Source organism: Sphingobacterium cellulitidis, assembly GCF_043187465.1.
Classification (GTDB): Bacteria; Bacteroidota; Bacteroidia; order Sphingobacteriales; family Sphingobacteriaceae; genus Sphingobacterium; species Sphingobacterium cellulitidis.
Genome location: NZ_CP171136.1, coordinates 1,371,802 through 1,392,865, shown reverse-complemented (window position 1 = coordinate 1,392,865; position 21,064 = coordinate 1,371,802). Strand labels below are relative to the sequence as shown.

The following is a 21,064-nucleotide window of genomic DNA, read 5'->3' as shown; positions in this document are numbered from 1 at the left end:
TAGATAATAGATTTTTTCGATTATCAAAGTCGGTGTATTTATTTCAAAAGAAATAACAATCAGCCAATAGGCAAACTGCAATAAAAAACATGGCAAAAGATTTAAAATTAGTAAGAAATATTGGTATCGCTGCACACATCGATGCTGGTAAAACTACAACTACAGAGCGTATTTTATTCTACTCAGGTGTAAACCACAAGTTAGGCGAGACTCACGAAGGATCTGCTACGACTGACTGGATGGCACAAGAGCAAGAGCGTGGTATCACGATTACGTCTGCAGCTGTAACCGTATTTTGGAACTACCGTAACAAAAAATACCAAGTAAACGTAATTGATACACCTGGACACGTTGACTTTACTGTAGAAGTAAACCGTTCATTACGTGTATTAGATGGATTAGTATTCTTATTCTCTGCTGTTGATGGTGTTGAGCCACAATCAGAGACTAACTGGCGTTTAGCTGATGGATACAAAGTTCCACGTATTGGTTTCGTAAATAAAATGGACCGTTCTGGTGCTGACTTCTTAAAAGTAGTTAAGCAAGTAAAAGATATGTTAGGTTCTGAAGCTGTAGCGCTTCAATTGCCTATCGGTGCTGAGGACAACTTCACTGGTGTTGTTGACTTAATCAACAACCGTGGTATCGTTTGGAATGAAGCAGATAAAGGAATGACCTTTACTGAAGTTCCAATTCCTGACGATATGCTTGAAGAGGTTGCAGAATACCGTGAAAAATTATTAGAAGCTGTTGCTGGATATGATGAGTCATTAATGGAGAAATTCTTTGATGATCCAGATTCATTAACAGAGCGCGAAATCTTAGACGCTTTACGTAAGGCTGTTTTAGATAACGCTATTGTTCCTATGGTTTGTGGTTCATCTTTCAAAAATAAAGGTGTTCAAACTATGCTTGACTTCGTTATGGAGTTATTGCCATCGCCATTGGATCAAGAAGCTGTTAAAGGTACAGACCCACGTACAGGTGAAGAGATTTCTCGTAAGCCATCAGAAGCTGAGCCATTTGCTGCATTAGGTTTCAAAATTGCTACTGACCCATTCGTAGGTCGTTTGTGTTTCACTCGTGTATATTCAGGATTCTTAGATGCTGGTTCTTATGTATTGAACACTCGTTCAGGAAACAAAGAGCGTATCTCTCGTATTTTCCAAATGCACGCGAACAAACAAAACCCTATTGAAAGAATCGGAGCTGGAGATATCGGTGCTGTAGTTGGTTTCAAAGACATCAAAACTGGTGACACTTTATGTGACGAGAAAAACCCAATCATTCTTGAGTCAATGGTATTCCCTGAGCCAGTAATTGGTTTAGCGATTGAGCCTAAGACACAAGCTGACGTTGATAAATTAGGTATCGGACTTAACAAATTAGCTGAGGAGGATCCAACCTTCGTAGTAAAAACTGACGAAGACACTGGTCAAACAGTTATTTCAGGTATGGGTGAGCTTCACTTAGATATCTTGATCGACCGTTTGAGACGTGAGTTCAAAGTAGAGGTTAACCAAGGAGCTCCACAAGTAGCATACAAAGAGTCTATCAACGGATCTACAGAACACCGTGAAGTTTACAAAAAACAATCAGGTGGTCGTGGTAAATTCGCGGATATCAAAGTTGTTATTTCTCCTGCAGATGAGGATTGGGATGTAGTTAAAAACCCTCTTCAATTCGTTAATGAGATTGTTGGTGGTGCTATTCCTAAGGAATACATTCCTTCAGTTCAAAAAGGATTTGAAGTTTCCATGAAGAATGGTGTTTTAGCTGGTTACCAATTGTCAGGTATGAAAGTTCGTTTGATTGATGGTTCATTCCACGCAGTCGATTCAGACTCATTATCTTTCGAATTAGCAGCGAAGATGGCCTACCGTCAAGCACTTCCTAAATGTTCTCCAGTATTAATGGAGCCTATCATGAAAGTAGAAGTATTGACACCAGAAGAGAACATGGGTGATGTAATGGGAGACTTAAACCGTCGTCGTGGTCAAATGCAAGGTTTGGATTCACGTAACGGAGCACAAGTAATCAAAGCATTAGTTCCACTTTCAGAAATGTTTGGATATGTAACACAATTACGTACCATTACTTCAGGTCGTGCAACATCTACAATGGAATTTGATCACTATTCTGATGCACCTCGTAACGTTCAAGAGGACGTAATTGCGAAGGCAAAAGGAAAAGTTAAAGGAATCGAAGAATAATTCATTCGAATAAAAACAAACCGATCCCTGGTTGTAAATAGCTCTAACCAGGGGTCATCTTAAAAACAAAATATATAATGAGCCAAAGAATCAGAATCAAATTGAAATCATACGATTACAACTTGGTTGACAAGTCAGCTGAGAAAATCGTAAAAACAGTAAAACCTACAGGTGCAGTTGTTAGTGGTCCTATTCCATTGCCTACTGAGAAAAAAATCTATACCGTTTTACGTTCTCCACACGTTAACAAAAAAGCACGTGAGCAATTCCAATTATGTTCTTACAAGAGATTGTTAGACATCTACTCATCTAACTCAAAAACTGTTGATGCGTTGATGAAATTAGAATTACCTTCAGGTGTTGAAGTTGAAATCAAAGTGTGATAGATTTCATTTGAAAAAAAAACATGAAAGCCCATTGAAAAATGGGCTTTTGTTTTTTTCAAGATATGAGATGAGAGATGTGAGATTTGAGAAATTTGAAAGAAGGACATTTTTGAAAAACTAAATACTTCCTAAGGAGCCATATTTCACCCTTAATATCTCAAAATTCAACACTTAAAACTCTATAAGCAACCCAATATTACCCTTAATATCTCAAATCTCACATCTCAATACTCAATACTCCCTTCCCTAAAACTGGTAACCAATTCCAAAGTTCATTGTACGCGTGGAGAATTTTTTGGAGTTTTCGGAGGCATTTAAGTTAGATAAACCTAATCCATAGCCGGCTTGGATCAATAGACCATTAGTGAGCTTATACCCTACTGCAAAATTGATTCCGGCGTCCCAGCGATTCATCATTTTATTATCTCCGCTAAAGGAAACATCCTCAGACCTGGTTGTATTGGAGTTTGAGCTGCTGTTTTTTATTTTTCCACTGATGTTGTATCCTAAATAAGGACCAGCTGAAAGAAAAATATCACCATTCCCGACAGGAACATAATAAACCGCATTGACAGGGATTTCAATAGACATTAAATTGAGATCAGATTTATTTGTCGTAGTGGAGCTCTGTTGGAAAATGGGTATTTCATCTTCTATTCTAGTCCCTTTTCCTTGCAAGGAAATTCCTGGTTGGATAGAAAATTTTCCGGATAAAGGAATATCCGCAAAACCAGTAACAAAATAAGAAGGCTTTAATTTTTGGGAATCAAAATTGGCTATTTTCCCAAAGTTCATTCCAGCTTTAAGACCATAGGTCGTTTGAGCATTTGCTGCACCAATGCTTAGTGCAACAATCGCCAATGAAGATAAAATTGTTTTCATATTTAATTTTTTTTAGATTATATATCAAAACTAGATATCTAAAGCAATCCAATATGTTATCAACTAGTTAATTAACAAATTTTCACAATCAACAGTTAAATAAAAGGTAGTAAATGAAAAATTAATGCGTATAATTTTAACTTATCTAATAATATTCAATTATTATCCAGGTGATGGTCTTTGTTTGCTGGCAAACATTAAATAAAAAAACATTTTCCAGAGCATAACAACATAAAAGTCTGTTCTTTTATGAACAGACTTTTCGAATAATACTGTATGAGTTGTTAGAATTGGAATCCAATTCCAAAATTGATCACTCGGTTAGAGCTATTCTTTTGATCTTTATCCGGGGATAAATTAGATAAACCAAGTCCGTAGCCAACATGAAATAAAATTCCATTATTCAATTTATATCCAACTAAGAAGTTCAATCCGGCATCGATCAGGTTCATTTGTCGATCATCACCTGAGAATGTCATCTTACGGGTAGAAGTGCCGGTGAACATCTGGTTCAATGCTCCTTCTCCATGCTGTTTTCCTGAAACGTTAAATCCTATATAAGGCCCGGCACCTATAAATAGCTGACCCGGTTCCGTTTGGAAATAATATACAGCATTAAGCGGAATTTCAAGAGACATCACATTTTGTGTTAGGGCAAATTCAAGACCTTCGGCTTCTCCAGAATATTTAGTCCCCTTTCCTTGAAGGGAAATACCAGGTTGAATGGAGAATTGAGAAGTAATTGGAAAATCTGCATAAGCAGTTACAAAATAAGATAGAATGTTTTTTTGATATTTTTGGAGTACATCTGCAACTTGGGAGTAATTGGCTAGATTCAATCCGGCTTTGACCCCATAACTAATTTGAGCTTGGGTTTTGAATATTCCAAATCCAACAATTACACAGGTAATCCACATTCTTTTCATCATCAGCTTTTATTACTTTATTATTTAATATTTGAATTATAATTAATTTACAAAGTTTAAGCCAGTTTATGAAGTTTTATATAGAAGTTTTAGCAAATCATTTGGAGATTGACCTATTGTTCTGTTTTGGGAAAAGAAAAAGGCGACCTAAATGGGTCGCCTTTATATTCACTAAGGCATAAAGCCTCCTAACATTTACTTAGAATTGGAATCCTAAACCGAATGATAATGTACGGTTCGTTAATTTATCTCCATCAGAGTCAGGATTAAGGTTAGATAAACCTAAACCATAACCAGCATTGATTAGCAAACCATTATTGAATTTGTAACCAGCCATAAAGTTAGCACCAGCATCGATCAGGTTCATATCTTTATCATCACCTGAGAAGCTCAATTTACGGTCTCCAGAACCTTCAAGTCCGAAAGCTCCACCTTCCCATTTTTGTTTACCAGAAACGTTAAATCCTACATAAGGACCAGCTCCTAAGAATACCTGACCAGATCCAGCAGGAATATAGTAAACAGCATTTACTGGGATTTCAACGGACATTACATTTTGCGTTAATTTTCCGCTAGCATTATCGCTACTTTCCTCATATTTAGAACCTTTACCTTGTAATGATACACCAGGTTGGATTGAGAATTGAGGAGCAACAGGGATATCAGCAAAACCTGTAACATAGAAAGAAACATTGTTTTTTTGATTTTCATCTAATGCACCGCTTAATCCACTGTATTTACTTAAGTTAACACCAGCTTTTAAGCCGTAACTAGTTTGAGCTTGAGCTCCAGCTGCTAATAAAAGTGCAGCGCCAAATGAAAGTAGTAATTTTTTCATATCTATAATTTTTATCTTAACAAAAGCTCTCTAAAAATTTTTATTTGAGAGACACCGAAGTCTTGCAAAGTTTAGACCAAATTACCTCTGCTATAGCTAATGTTATCGCAATTCACTGATATTCAATAGGATAATTTTAGCTTATTGACTTATTATTTTAAAAAAGTAAATTCCATTTTGATTAATTAAATTCTAAATCAAGGGATTATAGGGGTGATTTGGAAATACCTAAACAAAAAGCGAAAAAGGATTTTTTTATTTTAAAATTTAATCCTATTTTTGCATGCCTGTAAAGGTAAAAGGGTCGGATGGCCGAGTGGCTAGGCTGAGGTCTGCAAAACCTCCTACAGCGGTTCGAATCCGCTTCCGACCTCGTTAATAACAATAAAAAAATATTTGATACAATGGGAGTTACACGTTTAAAAAGAAAAGATAGAAGAAATAAAACTGTTGCACGCGTTGAAGTACAGTTTTTAAAGCTTGGCCGTAATATTGAACCAGGTTCAAAAAGCAAAATGCCAAAGAACAGCCAAATCACTAAGAACAATGAAATCTTAGATAACCTTTCTGCAGACGCAAAATAAGGTTAGAGACAATATATTAAAAGCCTGTAGAAAGTTCTACAGGCTTTTTTTATGATTGATTTTTACTAAAATCCATTAAAGCAGTGGACATAATTTTTATACTACATACTTTGGATTGCAGTAATTATTTCAGCTACCTTCTCTTTCGAGCTGTAAATTTCATCTTCATCCATACCAGTCACTGAATTTGACTTAAATATCATTTTCGAAGGCACAATCTCTTTAGCTGAAGAGTGAATACTTGTTGCTTTGGTATAATTTAATATTTCCTTCACATTGCTTGCATCAACACCAGAGCCAGGCATAATTTCAATTCTTCCATTTGCCTGTTCAATTAGTTCTTTTAGGAGGTCCTTACCTTGCCAAGCAGTATTTTGTAGTCCTGAGGTTAGAATACGGTCACATCCTAGTCCAATGATATCCTCCATTGCTTGTTTAGGATCATTGCAGCGGTCAAAGGCTCTATGGAATACCACGCACATTGGTTTAGCTTCATTGACTAAAACTTGCATTCTTTCCTTATCTACTGATCCATCAGCATTCAAGACTCCGATCACTACGCCATCACAACCTACAGATTTACAGTATCGGATATCTTCAATAATTTCTTGAAATTCATCATCAGAATAGAGGAAGTCACCAGATCTAGGTCTTATCAGAACATGTACACCAATATGGAGTTGATTTCTTACCAATTTGATTTGCCCATACGAAGGTGTGGTACCACCATTTTCTAAATTTTGGCAGAGCTCTACCCTACTTGCCCCTGCTTGTTGTGCTTGTTTAGCTGAATAAATTGAATTGGCACATATTTCCAATTCAATCCCATTTATTTTGGCTTCCATCATAGATTCAAATATATCCATTTGGAAGTATAAAAAGATTCTGAAATTTTAATTCACAATAAATCAATAAATTAATAAAACAAAATCGAATTTGACTTGTTGAAAATTCTGCGAGCATCCAAAAAAATATACTATGCCACTTATTTCAAAACAACGAGAGGTACAGATTCATTTATCCACGATGTATGATCATCTGCAAACCAGAGTCGAAAAAATGAAAAAGGAACTGAAAATGCATCGTACAGAATACGAAGACGCCTGCCATATGCATATTAAATCGGGTTTTCAGCTTGAGAAGTTATGGTTAAAAGCCGACCAAAACTATCAGAACAAATTCCGCGAGTTTGAGACGCATTGTTTTCTTTTAGAGATTCTATCTGATTATCGGGATGAGGAGGGTAACTTTATTCATCTGGATGAATTCATTTTGACCTTAGATTCCTTAATACAGCAATTCGTAAAGCAAGAGGCCTACGAGACCTGTTCAGTGATCAAGAAATGGCAAGATCACATAAAAAACAACCTTTACGTAAATCGGTAACGGTATTGATTAATGATAAGCTGGATTTTTCTGATTAAATATATTGATTAAGATTGGCCAGTTATGGTTTTCTTCATTCAATAAATCCCTTGCTGAGATTCCATAATTATTTTTCAGATCGGGGTCAGCATGATATTGGATCAATAGGTTGATAATATTGATATCTACATTGTCCATCATGGCACGCCAGAGAGCTGTATTTCCGAAGCGGTCCTGCAAATCTACGCGGACCCCCGAATGTAACATCAGGGAAACGAAATCGAATTCATTCTTTTCCACGGCCACATGCAAGGCCGACAAACCTGTTGTGTCTTGATGATTGATATTAGCATGATGCTTAATTGCCCATTTTGCTAATTCCAACTCTCCATAAATAATGGCATTCATGAGAAGTGTCCGATTCAATCTATCGGTTTTATCAATGTTAATGGTTCTATAATATTCTTTTACTTGTTGTATTTCACTTCTTCTTAATGCTTCGAGAGCAGTTTCAGTTTTTTTAATTTTTAAAGTCAAAGCCAAACTCCTTTCTTTTCTATTTTGAAATATTCTTTCAATAATCCAGTTATTTTACACTTAAGTCTTAGCTATTCAATAAATAAGTTAACAAATATTTAATAAATTTCAAAATAACCTAGGATCAGAAGACATGTATCGCTATCATATTCGTCAATCGAATATTTACCTGATTTCAGGGATGTTTCCAGAAATGAATCGTCCTTAAATTAGATTAACCTTTAAGGATGAAGAATTCAAACATTAAAGGGGTACTAGTTTCAATAAAAACAAAAATCAAGATAGCATGAAAAATTTCGGATCACTTTTATTTCTATATGGCATGTTAGCCATCATTTTGAATTTCTTTAATGCAGTGCCTCGCATATTAATTTGGATTTACAATTGGGGCGAAGGAACTGCATGGCTCATTAAAATAGCCTTTGTATTGGTTGGTGCTGCGCTTTGGTGGTTTGCTGGCAAAGACGAGGTAAAGGATGAGGAAAAAGATGAGGCTCCAACCGATCAGCCAAGCCAGCCTTAGTCCTTAACTAGGTTACTCCCGGAGTTGTATAGTTCTTTTTTCTTTTGTAGACTTCATGGCTGCATCGAGGATTTCGACTGCTGTAACATTGACCTTCAATCCATACTGGTCCAATGGATCCAGGACAATTGAACCATTGACTACTGCTGCTAAGAAGGAGAAGGGATCATTGTAGGGAGCTGGACGATTATCCAATTTTATTATTTCCTCAGGTTGATTCTCTTGCAATCGCGTTTTCAGTGTTTTTGCATCCACTGCGATGGCGTAGCCTTTGTTACCATAAACCTCCATATCTTTTCTAGAGAATGTCCAATTCCAAGATCCTTGAATTACACATTGGGCATTCAGATATTGAAGAATAATGGTGGCTTCATCATCCACTTCCTTATATATTTCCGGTTTATTTTGTTGTACCACCGCAGTAACTGACACTGGTTTTTCTCCATTCATCAACCAGGTCATCAAATTAGCTCCATAACATCCAAAGTCCACCAAGGCACCGGCTCCATTTTTTGAAGGGTGTGTCAATATCTCAAAAAACTCCTTGCTCACCCCTATCTCTTTTGGACCTTGATGACCGTCATTCACCATTACCTTTTTTACTTCACCCAACTTTCCATCTTCCAATAAGCTTTTTATTCTTTGGTTACTTTCATACCAAGAAGTTTCAAAATTGGTCAGCACATGGATATTATTTCTCTTCGCGAGTTGTTCAATTTCTTTGGCATGGGCAAAATTCGTTGCCAATGGTTTTTCCACCATGACATGCACTTTTCTGGGGGCACAAGCTCGAACGACATCGATATGCTCTGAGATAGCTCCAAATGCTGAAACCGCATCTGGTTTAACCTGTTTCAGCATTTCTTCCAAATTGGTAAAAAACAAAGATTTATCCAATTGGTACCGTTTGATGTATCTTTCCACCAATTCCGGATTTTGCTCATAAATTCCAACCAGGACCATATCCTTTTTGTCCTTCCGATTAAACACCCAATCCACATGGCCATGACTCAATCCCGCAACAGCCAATTTCAAAGGTTCCTGGGCAATCAATGATATTGAAAGAATCATAAAAAACATGCTTGACAAAATTGATTTCATATTGATTAGTTTAGGTGATGGTCTATTTGACTAAAAACATTCTAAAATATAGAAAATCAAGAATAATCTCTTCTATCAGCTTCATATTTATCTATTTATAACAAAAATGTTCCATTCCTGATAAGCAGCAATCATAGATTTCCTAGATTAATTTTTTAACTTTAACAACAGTGAACCAAATATAAATTTTATGGAACTACCATGGGCCGAGCCCTATAAAGTAAAGATGGTTGAAGAAATCTTTATGTCTAGCCGCGAACAGCGTGAAAAGTGGATTGAGGAGGAAGGCAACAATCTTTTTAACCTAGCCAGCGACCGTGTTTTTATTGATTTATTAACAGATTCAGGAACTGGAGCCATGTCTGATCGACAGTGGGCTGAAATCATGATGGGTGATGAAAGTTATGCAGGCTCTCAATCCTATCTGAAACTCCGGGAAGTTGTTCGTCATACCTTAGGCTTTCCTTACTTCTTACCAACGCATCAAGGCCGAGCAGCAGAGAATGTGCTTTTCAGCATCTTAGTAAAGGAGAATAATGTGGTACCAGGAAATTCTCATTTTGACACCACCAAGGGTCATATTGAATTTCGTAAGGCACATGCTATTGACTGCACCATCGAGGAGGCCTTTGACATCAACAATCTTCATCCTTTTAAAGGAAATATAGATTTAGAGAAATTGGAAGAGGTGTATAAGGCACATCCAAAGGAAAATATTCCCTTTTGTATGATTACAGTAACCTGTAATTCTTCGGGAGGTCAGCCTGTTTCAATGCAAAACATTAAGGATGTAAAAGCATTATCAGAACGATATGATATTCCGGTATTTTTTGATGCGGCACGATTTGCGGAAAACGCTTATTTCATAAAGGAGCGAGAAGCAGCCTATAAAGACAAAAGCATCAAAGAAATTGTCAAGGAAATGTTTTCATATGGTGATGGATTTACCATGTCAGCAAAAAAGGATGGCTTAGTAAATATTGGAGGTCTCCTCGGGATGCGTAATGAACAACTTTATCGTGCCTGTGGAAACATGGGGATTATTTATGAGGGTTTCATTACCTATGGCGGATTAGCAGGTCGGGATCTTGCAGCCTTGGCTCAAGGATTATTAGAATCTACTGAATTACCTTATTTAAAAGCTAGGATTGATCAAGTGGAGTATCTTGGGAATAAACTTATTGAATATGGAATTCCCATTCAGAAACCAATTGGGGGGCATGCTGTTTTTGTGGATGCCTTAAATTTTCTGACTCATGTTCCTCGTGAGGAATATCCAGCACAGACCCTGGCGATCGAATTATATAAGGAATCAGGTGTTCGAGGGGTTGAAATAGGTACTCTTTTGGCAGATCGAGATCCAGAAACAAGGGAAGACCGTTTTCCAAAGCTTGAGTTACTACGATTGGCAATCCCACGAAGGACCTACAGCTATAAGCACCTGGACTATGTCGCAGCAGCCTTAAAGAATATTTTCGACAGGCGTGAAGAAATAAAATCAGGTCTTGAAATTGTGTGGGAATCAGAAATATTGAGACACTTCACTATTCTCTTAAAGAAAAAATAAATCTGGTTGGACTTGAGAGAGATAAAAGTCATTTACTCTCTCAAGTCTTAATCTTTTAAAAGCCATCATTAAGTATATTTTCAACATAGATGAAGCGTACTATTTGAAATATGATAATGAAGATCAAAGGAATTGTAATTGACTTCGACCTATAGGTCATTTGCTTTGAAATAAAATTCTGATTGAAAAGATGAATGATCAATAATCCAACCCCTGCTAATACGGTAGCAAACAACCAACTTTCAAAAGTATCATAAAATTGAGCTTCAGGCAGGAAGTTTTGAATTACAAATATGGATAGGAATAGAAGTAAAATTCCAATAATGCATAAAACAAACGCCAATCCGTATTTTTTTAGAATTATATAATTTATCATGGCTAAGATATAACCAAACATAACTCCAAAAAGCAAGCTGATCATAAAAATGGCAAAATTGGTATAGAGTGGGATAGCATTTTCATTATCTGTCAATTTCTTATCAAATACCCTTATTTGCTTTAACTCCTTTTCGCTTTCTTCTTGAACTTTCCCATCAATAAAAGCTTCTACCCTTTCCTTTTCCTCATCTGAAAATTCGCGTCCTCTTTCCAATAGGATTTCATATGCCAATTTAATTGCTTCAGGAACCTTTCTAGAATCCGGGAGGATAAATTTTTCCAGTTCCTTATTAGGAAGCTTTTCTAATACACTTTTCTTAACCATTAAAATTCTATTAAAATCAATTTTTCAAAAATGAATTCATGATTCCGTAAAGATATCATTCAATAGATACTAGATTAAGCTATTATTAAATTATTAAGAAATAGGTAAATAAAAGGCTACAGGATTTGTTTGAAAAGTTTTAGGATGACCCAAAGTTAATCAACCACTTGATAGATTCCTTTCTCTGGACCAAATGTTAGTGTATTTGCAACAAAATAAGGAATTCCCATATAGATCAATTCAGATCCTTTACCAGAGATATATTGGTTCTCGGTAGCTAGCAAAGCAAAGGCCTTACGTTTTTTATCACGCCATCCAAAAGGGGTATAGATTAGGCTTCCAAGCAAGGTATCCGCTTTTATCTCACCTTCCACCTCCCCTAGCACTACATAATCACCAGGGCCAGTTACTTTATATTGTCCAACAAAACGCTTTTTGTGGAGCATCAAATCTATAGTCACGGTATCTCTACCTTGATAGGATATTAATTTTTTTTCGATTAAATCACCTTTGATGGACTCAGTACAGCTTTGAAAAAAAGCTGAGGCCATGAATAAAAAGAAGGGTATTAAGAATAATAATGTGTTTTTCACTTGTTAAATATAGGCTAATTTTTGACTTGTTCTTTGGTGAAATGCCTAAAAATAGCTTAAAGGATGGAAGTTAATGAAATTGAGAAAAGGTATGTTGAGATTAATTTAAGCAATCAGGAATAAAAACGAGATGGAGGTATAAAGAGTAAGGATTTGGAAAATGGGTGTTGTAACAAAAGCATAACAGTACAGGACAGTGCATTAACTTATATGTGGTACTTTCATATAAACCATTAAAAACTAAACCTTTTACTTAAACCTCAATTATGAAAAAAAGAAAACACCCCATGTTTTCGGGAGGCTTCATGGCTATTGCTGTGATATTCCTTCTGATTTTAAGTAATCTGTCCGCTAATGCACAAGAAACCATTACTGTGACAGGTTTAGTAACCGATTCCCTTTCCAAACCACTAACTGGCATTAGTGTTTCATCAGATGGGAAGGAAACCAGTACAGATTCAAACGGAAAGTATGTCCTAGATGTTAAAAAGGATGGGATTATAGTATTTTCTGCTATTGGGTTTGTACAGCTACAGATTCCTGTTGCAGGAAATAATGTAATCAATGCTACATTATTGGAGTCCTCGGCCGAGATTGAATCCGTAGTCGTTACAGCCTTTGGTAAGAAACAGAAGAAGGAAGCTATTGTAGGTTCCGTCACTTCTATCAACGCCAAGGAATTAAAAGTCCCATCGAGCAACTTAACAACTGCATTTGCAGGGCGGCTTTCGGGAGTAATTGCCTACCAACGATCTGGAGAGCCTGGGGCTGATGATGCCTCATTCTTTATCCGTGGAGTAACAACGTTTGGAAATGGTAGTGGTAGTCCATTGATCTTAATTGATAACATTGAGCTTACCACGACCGACTTAGCACGCTTGCAACCGGATGACATTGAAAGTTTTTCGATTCTGAAGGATGCAAGTGCCACCTCACTTTATGGCGCACGTGGTGCCAACGGCGTAATTTTCGTGACGACCAAAGAAGGTAAAGAAGGTGCCACCAAGCTGAATTTTAGGATAGAGAATTCTATTTCTGCACCAACCCAAAAAATAGACATTGCAGATCCCGTGACTCATATGAAATTATATACTGAGGCACAATTAACAAGAGATCCCTTATCACACATATTATATCCCCAAAATAGAATTGATAAGGTTGCAGAAGGCGGAAATAACCCCTATGTCTATCCGGCAACCGATTGGTTTGATTTAATGTTTAAGGAAAGGACATCGAATCAAAGATCCAATCTAAGTGTAACCGGAGGAGGAAAGATTGCTCAATATTATGTTGCGGGAGCATATAATATTGATAACGGTATTTTAAAAGTAGATCCAAAAAACAACTTCAACAGTAATGTTAAGTTGAATAGTTATCAATTGCGTTCCAATGTAAACATGCGATTAACTCCGAAAACAGAACTTGTTGTTCGGATGTACGGAATTTTTGATGATTACAAGGGTCCAATAGACGGTGGTACTGGGATGTATCAAAAAGCATTACGTTCAAGTCCTACCCTATTTGCACCATTTTATGCGCCGGATGAAGCTAACAGTGCCTCACAACATGTTTTATTTGGTAATTACAAGTCAGGAAGTTCTTATTACTTAAATCCCTATGCAGAAATGTTGAGAGGATATAAGGAATATTCACAATCGAGGATGCTAGCTCAATTGGAACTTAATCAAAATTTATTTTCGATTACTGAAGGCCTAAATGCCAAAGGTCTATTCAGTACAAACCGTTATTCTTATTTTGATGTAGCAAGGGCTTATGGTCCTTATTTCTATAATATTGGTATTTATGATAAAAACACAGATAAATACACCTTAAACTATCTTAATGAAAAAGAAGGTCCTGCGCATTATGAAGATATCAGGCCATTATACCAAAATAGAAATCTAAGTACCGAGCTTTATGGTCAAGTGACCTTAGATTACAATCGTTTATTTAATGAGAAACACAATTTTGGTGGCACCTTGGTTTTTGTGATGCAACAGCGATTATCAACCACTGAAAACTTTGATTTACAATCTTCGCTTCCCCATCGTAACATTGGTATTTCAGGTAGAGCATCGTATGCATATGACAACCGTTATTTTGGCGAGTTTAACTTTGGTTATAATGGTTCGGAGCGGTTTTATAGAGATAAGCAATTTGGATTTTTCCCTACTATTGGTTTAGCTTGGGTTGTATCTAATGAGAAATTTTGGAATGTCTCATCCATCAATAAATTAAAACTTAGAGGATCTTATGGTTTGGTTGGAAATGATGCCATTGGACGTGCAGAGGATCGCTTCTTCTATCTTTCTAGTGTAAATTTAGATAATGCAGGTCGAGGGGCAACCTTTGGATTTGACAACGGTTATACTGCCAATGGAGTATCCATTTCCAGATATCCGAATCTGGATATTACTTGGGAGAAATCTTATCAGACCAATGCTGCAATTGAATTGGGATTATTCAATAAAGTCAATCTCGTTGCAGAGGCCTATCAACAAAGAAGAAAGAATATTTTGATGACTCGTTCATCCATTCCATCAACCATGGGATTATCCACTGTTACGATGGCGAATGTGGGTGAAGCTAGTTCAAAGGGGGTAGATCTTTCCTTAGATTATACTCATAATTTCAATTCAAATTTCTGGATGATTACCCGCGGTAGTTTCACATTTGCTACCAGTGAATTTGTAAAATATGAGGAACCAGAATATGTAGATCGGTATAAATCACATGTGGGTCAATCGATCAATCAAAACTGGGGTTATATCGCAGAACGATTATTCATAGATGAGAATGATGTTGCGAATTCACCAAGACAGAATTTTGGATTGTACCAGGCTGGAGACATTAAATATCGCGATGTAAATGGAGATGGTCAAATTACGACCTTAGATATGGTTCCTATCGGATACCCTACTGCACCAGAAATCACTTATGGTTTTGGTACTTCTATTGGGTTTAAGAATTTGGATTTCTCGGTGTTTTTCCAAGGCTTAGCGCGGGAGTCCTTTTGGATAGACCCCTATGCTACAGCCCCATTTGTAAATTATGATGGCAATGGAATCAACAATGGATTTTTAGGAGAAAATGCTTTGTTACAGGCTTATGCTGATAGTCATTGGTCTGAAGAAAGTCGGGATATCTATGCGGTTTGGCCTAGATTATCGACGATTGCCATTGCAAACAACAATCAATCGAGCACTTGGTTTATGCGTAATGGAAGTTTCTTACGTGTGAAAAGCGTAGAGGCGGGTTATACTCTTCCTCAAGACTTTACGAACAGATTCAAAATCACCAATTTCAGGATTTACTTCAGTGGAAGTAATCTCTTCAACTTCAGCAAATTCAAGCTTTGGGATCCTGAAATGGGAGGAAATGGTTTAGGCTATCCATTGCAAAAAGTATTCAACATAGGTCTTAATATGAATTTTTAACCTTTAAACTTTTGTTTAAATGAAAAGATATTTGATTTTAATAATAACTCCCCTACTATTTTCCATTGTCTTCACTGGTTGTAAACGTTATTTGAATGTTACTCCAGATGGAATTGGAACTATAGAATATGCTTTTAGAAAGCGTTCAGAGGCGGAGAAGTATTTATTTACGGTATATAATAATCTTCCAAGTTATGGAAACTCGGCTGCGGATCCAGGTTTTGTTACAGGCGATGAGTTTGCGATTCACTACCCTTCCACCTATTTTGACATAGGTTTAAATCGAATTCAGCGAGGTGAGCAGAATATCGTCAATCCATTTGGTAATTATTGGGATGGCTGGAATGGTGGAAAGCCGTATTTCCAGGCGTTGCGGGAGTGTAATATTTTCTTGGACAATGTTGAAACTGTACCTGATTTGACTGAGAGCGAACGCAAAAGATGGATAGCAGAAGTGAAATTTTTGAAGGCCTATTATCATTTTTATTTATTTAGAATGTATGGCCCAATTCCACTAATTAAAGAAAGTTTGCCGGTATCAGCATCGATCGAGGAAGTACGTGTTTCTCGACAACCTGTAGATGAGGTTATTGGATATATTGTTAGCTTAATTGATGAATCAGTTACTGATTTACCTCAAAACATATTAAACGAGGCCTCAGAATTAGGTCGGATTACGAAGCCTATCGCATTGGCATTAAAAGCGCAGGTTTTAGTAACGGCTGCCAGTCCATTATTTAATGGAAATCAAGATTATTCTAGTTTTAAGAATAAGGATGGCTTAGCCTTATTTAATTCGAATGTAGACAAGGAGAAATGGAAAGCCGCATTAGATGCTACCAAAGCTGCTATCGATTTGGCTGTAAGTTCAGGTGCTACCTTATATTATTATACGCCGATTTCGGGGGAGACAATGTCAGATTCGACTCGTGTAACGATGAATGTGCGAGCGAACATTACTGATAAATGGAATCCAGAGGTTATTTGGGGTTCAAGCAATGCAATGGCATCCAGTGTACAGGGTTTGGCACAAGCAAGGATTACTTCGGGAGATCCATCAAAATTGCCATCACCGCCAAGCACAAATGAGTCTATACGTTCAATGTTGGCACCGCCCTTACATATAGCCGAGATGTTTTACAGCAATAAGGGAGTTCCAATTGAGGAAGACAAAACTTATGACTATGAAAACAGATTCACCAGAATTCGTACTGCAACAGCTCAGGAGAAATATTATATCAAAGAAAATATGTCCACCGTGCAATTGCATTTTGATAGAGAGCCTCGCTTTTACGCAAGCTTAGGTTTTGATGGCGGAATCTGGTATGGGAATGGTTTATTTGATGATAATAAAACTTGGTTTATCGAAGGAAAAGCAGGTCAACGCGGAGCACAATTAGGAGCATCTTTATATTCCATCACAGGTTATTGGCCTAAAAAATTGGTTAACTATAAGAACGACTTTGGAAGTAATTCTGACAGTTACACAACGATTAATTATCCCTGGCCAGTTATTCGATTAGCTGAATTATATCTCATGTATGCAGAGGCGTTGAATGAATATAGTGGTCCAAGTGATGAAGTATATAAAAACCTTGATTTAGTTCGTAAAAGAGCTGGTCTATTGGGAGTAAAAGAAAGCTGGACAAAATACGCTCGGAATCCAAACAAACCAAATTCGCAAGATGGGTTAAGGGATATTATCAGAAGAGAGCAATTGATTGAAACTGTTTTTGAAGGAAAAAGATATTGGAACCTTCGTCGCTGGAAAATAGCTGAGAATTACTTAAATCTACCAATTAAAGGATGGGATTTGGAACAGGATGATGACAATTATTATCGGGTTAAAACAGTGATCAGTCCAATATTTTCACTTAAGGATTATTTATGGCCGATTTCTGAGGATGCGATCATTAACAATCCAAATCTAGTACAGAACCCAGGATGGTAACCTTAAATGAATTTGAAATGAAAAATTTAATTAAATATTTACTGTTTTTTGCTGTTCTAGGCCTAATTGGTGCTTGCAGTAAGAGCGATTTAAATAATCATGAACCCATTAATAAAGATGGGGAAATACCGGGTCAGGTGACCAATGTAAAAATTGAAAACGGCCCAGGATCAGCGATTATCACGTATACTCTTCCGAAGAGCCAGGACTTACAATATGTCTTGGCAAAATATTCTATTAACAACGAAATAGTACGGGAAGCAAAAAGTTCCAGATACGGAGACACAATTCGCGTGGATGGTTTCAATAAGGAAGGTGAATACCAAGTCGAATTGTTTTCTGTAAGCAAAAGTGAAAAACTATCAGAACCGGTTGTCATAAAAGTAAATCCTTCAGAACCAACATTTAGAACTATTGCCAAGAGCATGAGTATTCGTGAGGATTTTGGCGGGATGAATGTAACTTTTCAAAACCCCGAGGAGTCAAAAATTGCTGTTGTGATATTGACCAAGGACAATAATAATGAGTTTTCACCTACAGAAACCTTTTATACTGCCATAAAAAACGGATCCTTTTCAGTTCGGGGATATGAACCAGAACTTAGAACCTTTGGTGTATATTAAAGATAGGTGGAATAACCATTCTGATACAGTTTACAAAGAGGTGAAGCCATTATTTGAAAAGATATTGGATAAGTCCAAATTCAGGCAATATGTGCTTCCTGGCGACCAACCTGCAGCATGGGGCTGGGTGATGTCCAATATGTGGGATAATAAATTAGGAGAACCTGGATTTCACACCTTACAAGGTGCACTTCCAAGGCCTCATAAATTTACATTTGACCTAGGTGCTGTCGTAAAATTGAGTCGATTTAAATTATTACAACGTACTGGAAGTTGGTTTTATGCACATGGAAATCCGAAGGAATGGCGCATGTATGGTTCAGCGACCGTACCGGATGCTTCTGGGGAAATGGATAAATGGATCAAGTTAATGGATTGTTACTCTGTAAAACCATCAGGATTACCAGTTGGCCAAGTTTCAGACGATGATAGAAACCATGCGAATGGAATTGATGGACTTGGTGAGGAATTCAATTTTCCATTAAATGCTCCTCCAGTTCGGTATATCCGGATGGAGATCATTAAAAACTGGGGAAATACAGACTTTTTCCATGCACTTGAACTCACTTTCTGGGGAGATCCTCAATAACTTAAATAAAATCAACATGTTAAAAAAATATATTTATTTCGCAACAGGGATAATCCTATTAGCGATTTTTAGTCAATCCTGTAGGAAATGGGATGATTATAAAAAATACATTGAGGATGGTGAGAAGATCTATCCTAGCAAAGCTTCTGATATCAAGGCACATCCTGGCAACGGCCGTGTGCTTCTTGCCTGGAAGAAAGAATTGGATGAAAGTGTGACCAAGTTCAGAGTATTCTGGAATAATGGGAATGACTCTTCCGAGGTTGATGCCTCTAAGTTCAAAATAGGCGATACAGTCAAACATTACATTGATAAATTAAAGGAATCGAGTTATACTTTTACCATTTATTCCTATGATGCCAATGGTAATCGTTCGGTAGCTACTGAAATTCCACCGGTCAATATTTATGGTTCAAAATATCAAGAAGCATTATTAAATAGACCTGTTAAAAAAGTGGATTATTTAGCGGATAAATCGCAATTGACAATCGAATGGGGAACTCCCGATACTATTTACATGCATACAGAAATAAAGTATGTGGATTCTCAGAATAAAGCAAGAGTGCTGGTGATTGGTCCGGAAGACGTAACGACCGATTTATCGTGGAAACTGGGTACTAAAGTTTATTACAAATCCACATATCTCCCTATTACAGGTGCTATAGATTCATTTCAGAATGTGAACCAGGATTCAATTTTAGTTCAAAATATAATGGTTCCGAAAGAAAAGTGGGTTAAAATCAATTTACCGAATGATATTCCAGCTGATGGATATGGAACCAAATTATCGAATATTTGGGATGGTCAATTAGGAAGTTTTCCGAATATTTACCATTCAGAGGGAGGAAGTATACCGCATCATTTCACCATTGATTTAGGAGAGAGCAGGCAATTAACCATGTTTGAGGAATCTGGTCGTCAGGATTGTGCTTGTCATAATCCGATTGAGTTTGAAATATGGGGGATAAATGATGTGAAAAATGCTTCTACTGCCCTTCCAGCTACTGATCCAAAATGGTCAACAGAATCAACATCAAAAGGATGGAAATTACTTAAAACAGTTAAGAGGACAGACAATGGCATTGCGCCATTCAAGGTGGAGTTGGACGAAGGTATACCTGCAGTTCGATATATTCGTATCCGAGTATTGAAAACCCAGGACAATAGCATAGAAAGTCATATGGGTGAAATATCATTCTGGTATAATCCATAATTTAAAAAATACCTCAGGGATTTAGATTCAAATCTCTGAGGTATTTTTTAATCAAGCTAGCTATCTCAAGCTTACTTCTCTAGTTGTCATTCTGCCCTGTCCATGAATGATTAATTTATCAGGAAATAAACTCATATATCCAAAGGCATTGCTCTTAGTTTCCACCATCCCTTCTAAAGAGATAAAGGGAATAGATTTATACATTTCAAAATTTCCGGGATGATGATGTGCGGAAAGTACCGCCTTGACAGCTTTATGCTTGACAAATAAGTCGATTAATACTCTGTTATTTAAGGTTTCCAATCCATTCTCAGGAAGAAATGGATGATGAGAAAAAACGATGACTTTCAATCGTTTTTTATCTGCAGAATTCAATTCCTTTTCCAACCAACGCAATTGTTTGCTTCCAATACCCCCATTCCAATCCTGCACATTCTGACGACCTTCCGTAGATAAAACTGATTTCAACTTAGTACATTCTTTTTCTAATTTTGAGCCTTTTTTTACAGCATAAGAAGAGAGTTCATTGCTGTTCAGGAAAATAAACTTCCAGCCTTCCTTTACTAATGAATAATATTCATTATCCATTTCAAAGGTTTTAAAGAGCTTATCCTGATATTCTTTGGGATAATCATGATTCCCTAAAAGGTTAAAATGGGGAGCCTTCAATTCATTTAAACGGCTGAGAATTGGCGCTAAATCTTTCGGCCCTTCATCCACTAAGTCTCCCAATACCACATTAAATAAAATAGACTCCTGATTTAAGAATATTACTGCCTCTTCGAGCTTTTGAATGGACGATCTATAAAACCTTGATTTTCCATCCTCTTTATCGGCATATTGAATATCGGCAATCAGGCCAATCTGCAAAGGTTTGTCTTGAACCTGACCAACAGATTTGCTCAGATTCATTGATATTAGAAAAGTGAGAAGGAATGCGATTTTATTACTCATTTTGCTGTTCATTTATCCTTTAAAAATAATAAATGAAAACCTGACAAACCTAGAAAATAAAATAATCTACTTAGATTTC

General features: G+C 36.8%; 19 protein-coding genes, 1 tRNA gene and 1 pseudogene. 12 read left to right on the top strand and 9 right to left on the bottom strand.

The annotated features are described in order from the left end of the window. The first annotated feature begins 89 nt into the window (after window positions 1-89). On the top strand, window positions 90-2,213 hold the full coding sequence (gene fusA / locus ACF3OC_RS06065) for an elongation factor G (protein ID WP_094280413.1): 2,124 nt from the start codon (window positions 90-92) through the stop codon (window positions 2,211-2,213). Between the two features lie 77 nt (window positions 2,214-2,290). Beyond that, window positions 2,291-2,596, top strand: a complete 306-nt coding sequence (gene rpsJ, locus ACF3OC_RS06060) for a 30S ribosomal protein S10 (protein ID WP_013667229.1) — start codon at window positions 2,291-2,293, stop codon at window positions 2,594-2,596. Between the two features lie 249 nt (window positions 2,597-2,845). Here rpsJ and ACF3OC_RS06055 read toward each other — a convergent pair whose 3' ends face one another. From ACF3OC_RS06055 to ACF3OC_RS06045, 3 genes are all read right to left on the bottom strand, one after another. Beyond that, window positions 2,846-3,481, bottom strand: a complete 636-nt coding sequence (locus ACF3OC_RS06055) for a porin family protein (protein ID WP_392471110.1) — start codon at window positions 3,479-3,481, stop codon at window positions 2,846-2,848. Between the two features lie 284 nt (window positions 3,482-3,765). Beyond that, window positions 3,766-4,410 (bottom strand): porin family protein, encoded by a 645-nt coding sequence (locus tag ACF3OC_RS06050; RefSeq protein ID WP_094280411.1) that lies wholly within the window; start codon window positions 4,408-4,410, stop codon window positions 3,766-3,768. Window positions 4,411-4,606: 196 nt separating this feature from the next. After that, window positions 4,607-5,245, bottom strand: a complete 639-nt coding sequence (locus ACF3OC_RS06045; protein WP_094280410.1) for a porin family protein — start codon at window positions 5,243-5,245, stop codon at window positions 4,607-4,609. Between the two features lie 302 nt (window positions 5,246-5,547). Here ACF3OC_RS06045 and ACF3OC_RS06040 point away from each other — a divergent pair. Continuing rightward, window positions 5,548-5,618: transfer RNA gene (locus tag ACF3OC_RS06040), tRNA-Cys, on the top strand. 31 nt (window positions 5,619-5,649) lie between these two features. Next, the gene (locus ACF3OC_RS06035) at window positions 5,650-5,829 is read left to right on the top strand and encodes a spore protein (RefSeq protein WP_094258275.1); all 180 of its coding nucleotides are present in this window, start codon (window positions 5,650-5,652) and stop codon (window positions 5,827-5,829) included. A gap of 101 nt (window positions 5,830-5,930) precedes the next feature. On the opposite strand, the gene ACF3OC_RS06030 is transcribed toward ACF3OC_RS06035, so the two are convergent. Beyond that, entirely contained in the window at window positions 5,931-6,677 is a 747-nt protein-coding gene (locus tag ACF3OC_RS06030) for a copper homeostasis protein CutC (protein ID WP_094280409.1), read from the bottom strand. A 130-nt stretch (window positions 6,678-6,807) separates the two neighbouring features. Between ACF3OC_RS06030 and ACF3OC_RS06025 the strand changes: the two genes are divergently transcribed. Continuing rightward, on the top strand, window positions 6,808-7,215 hold the full coding sequence (locus ACF3OC_RS06025; protein WP_141202136.1) for a hypothetical protein: 408 nt from the start codon (window positions 6,808-6,810) through the stop codon (window positions 7,213-7,215). A 9-nt stretch (window positions 7,216-7,224) separates the two neighbouring features. Here ACF3OC_RS06025 and ACF3OC_RS06020 read toward each other — a convergent pair whose 3' ends face one another. Next, window positions 7,225-7,737 carry an ankyrin repeat domain-containing protein gene (locus ACF3OC_RS06020; RefSeq protein ID WP_094258273.1) on the bottom strand — a complete coding sequence of 171 codons (513 nt, stop codon included), beginning with the start codon at window positions 7,735-7,737 and terminating at the stop codon, window positions 7,225-7,227. 280 nt (window positions 7,738-8,017) lie between these two features. Between ACF3OC_RS06020 and ACF3OC_RS06015 the strand changes: the two genes are divergently transcribed. Continuing rightward, the gene (locus ACF3OC_RS06015) at window positions 8,018-8,254 is read left to right on the top strand and encodes a hypothetical protein (protein ID WP_094258272.1); all 237 of its coding nucleotides are present in this window, start codon (window positions 8,018-8,020) and stop codon (window positions 8,252-8,254) included. Window positions 8,255-8,266: 12 nt separating this feature from the next. On the opposite strand, the gene ACF3OC_RS06010 is transcribed toward ACF3OC_RS06015, so the two are convergent. Then, on the bottom strand, window positions 8,267-9,355 hold the full coding sequence (locus tag ACF3OC_RS06010) for a Gfo/Idh/MocA family protein (RefSeq protein ID WP_094280408.1): 1,089 nt from the start codon (window positions 9,353-9,355) through the stop codon (window positions 8,267-8,269). Between the two features lie 190 nt (window positions 9,356-9,545). On the opposite strand from ACF3OC_RS06010, the gene ACF3OC_RS06005 reads away from it, so the two are divergent. Further along, window positions 9,546-10,922: a tryptophanase gene (locus tag ACF3OC_RS06005; RefSeq protein ID WP_094280407.1), complete on the top strand. Its 1,377-nt coding sequence runs from the start codon at window positions 9,546-9,548 to the stop codon at window positions 10,920-10,922. Window positions 10,923-10,977: 55 nt separating this feature from the next. Here the strand turns inward: ACF3OC_RS06005 and ACF3OC_RS06000 are convergent, their stop codons facing one another. Together ACF3OC_RS06000 and ACF3OC_RS05995 are read right to left on the bottom strand one after the other, a co-directional pair. Beyond that, window positions 10,978-11,625 carry a hypothetical protein gene (locus ACF3OC_RS06000; RefSeq protein ID WP_094280406.1) on the bottom strand — a complete coding sequence of 216 codons (648 nt, stop codon included), beginning with the start codon at window positions 11,623-11,625 and terminating at the stop codon, window positions 10,978-10,980. Between the two features lie 155 nt (window positions 11,626-11,780). Next, complete coding sequence (locus tag ACF3OC_RS05995; RefSeq protein ID WP_094280405.1) at window positions 11,781-12,176, bottom strand: hypothetical protein; 396 nt, start codon at window positions 12,174-12,176, stop codon at window positions 11,781-11,783. A 308-nt stretch (window positions 12,177-12,484) separates the two neighbouring features. On the opposite strand from ACF3OC_RS05995, the gene ACF3OC_RS05990 reads away from it, so the two are divergent. The 5 genes and pseudogenes from ACF3OC_RS05990 to ACF3OC_RS05970 all read left to right on the top strand — a co-directional run bounded on the left by ACF3OC_RS05990 (window position 12,485) and on the right by ACF3OC_RS05970 (window position 20,031). Beyond that, a complete protein-coding gene (locus ACF3OC_RS05990) occupies window positions 12,485-15,655 on the top strand; it encodes a TonB-dependent receptor (RefSeq protein WP_094280404.1) in 3,171 nt (1,056 codons plus the stop codon). Window positions 15,656-15,674: 19 nt separating this feature from the next. Continuing rightward, window positions 15,675-17,606 (top strand): RagB/SusD family nutrient uptake outer membrane protein, encoded by a 1,932-nt coding sequence (locus ACF3OC_RS05985; RefSeq protein ID WP_094280403.1) that lies wholly within the window; start codon window positions 15,675-15,677, stop codon window positions 17,604-17,606. Further along, window positions 17,600-18,245 (top strand): annotated as a pseudogene (locus tag ACF3OC_RS05980) (DUF4959 domain-containing protein); the annotation flags it as partial. The gene ACF3OC_RS05985 and the pseudogene ACF3OC_RS05980, both read left to right, overlap by 7 nt. Before the next feature lie 114 nt (window positions 18,246-18,359). Further along, complete coding sequence (locus tag ACF3OC_RS05975) at window positions 18,360-18,818, top strand: DUF5000 domain-containing lipoprotein (protein WP_392471598.1); 459 nt, start codon at window positions 18,360-18,362, stop codon at window positions 18,816-18,818. A gap of 16 nt (window positions 18,819-18,834) precedes the next feature. Beyond that, a complete protein-coding gene (locus tag ACF3OC_RS05970) occupies window positions 18,835-20,031 on the top strand; it encodes a DUF4998 domain-containing protein (RefSeq protein ID WP_179221439.1) in 1,197 nt (398 codons plus the stop codon). 60 nt (window positions 20,032-20,091) lie between these two features. Here ACF3OC_RS05970 and ACF3OC_RS05965 read toward each other — a convergent pair whose 3' ends face one another. Beyond that, a complete protein-coding gene (locus ACF3OC_RS05965; RefSeq protein WP_179221438.1) occupies window positions 20,092-20,985 on the bottom strand; it encodes a metallophosphoesterase in 894 nt (297 codons plus the stop codon). Window positions 20,986-21,064 lie beyond the last annotated feature (79 nt).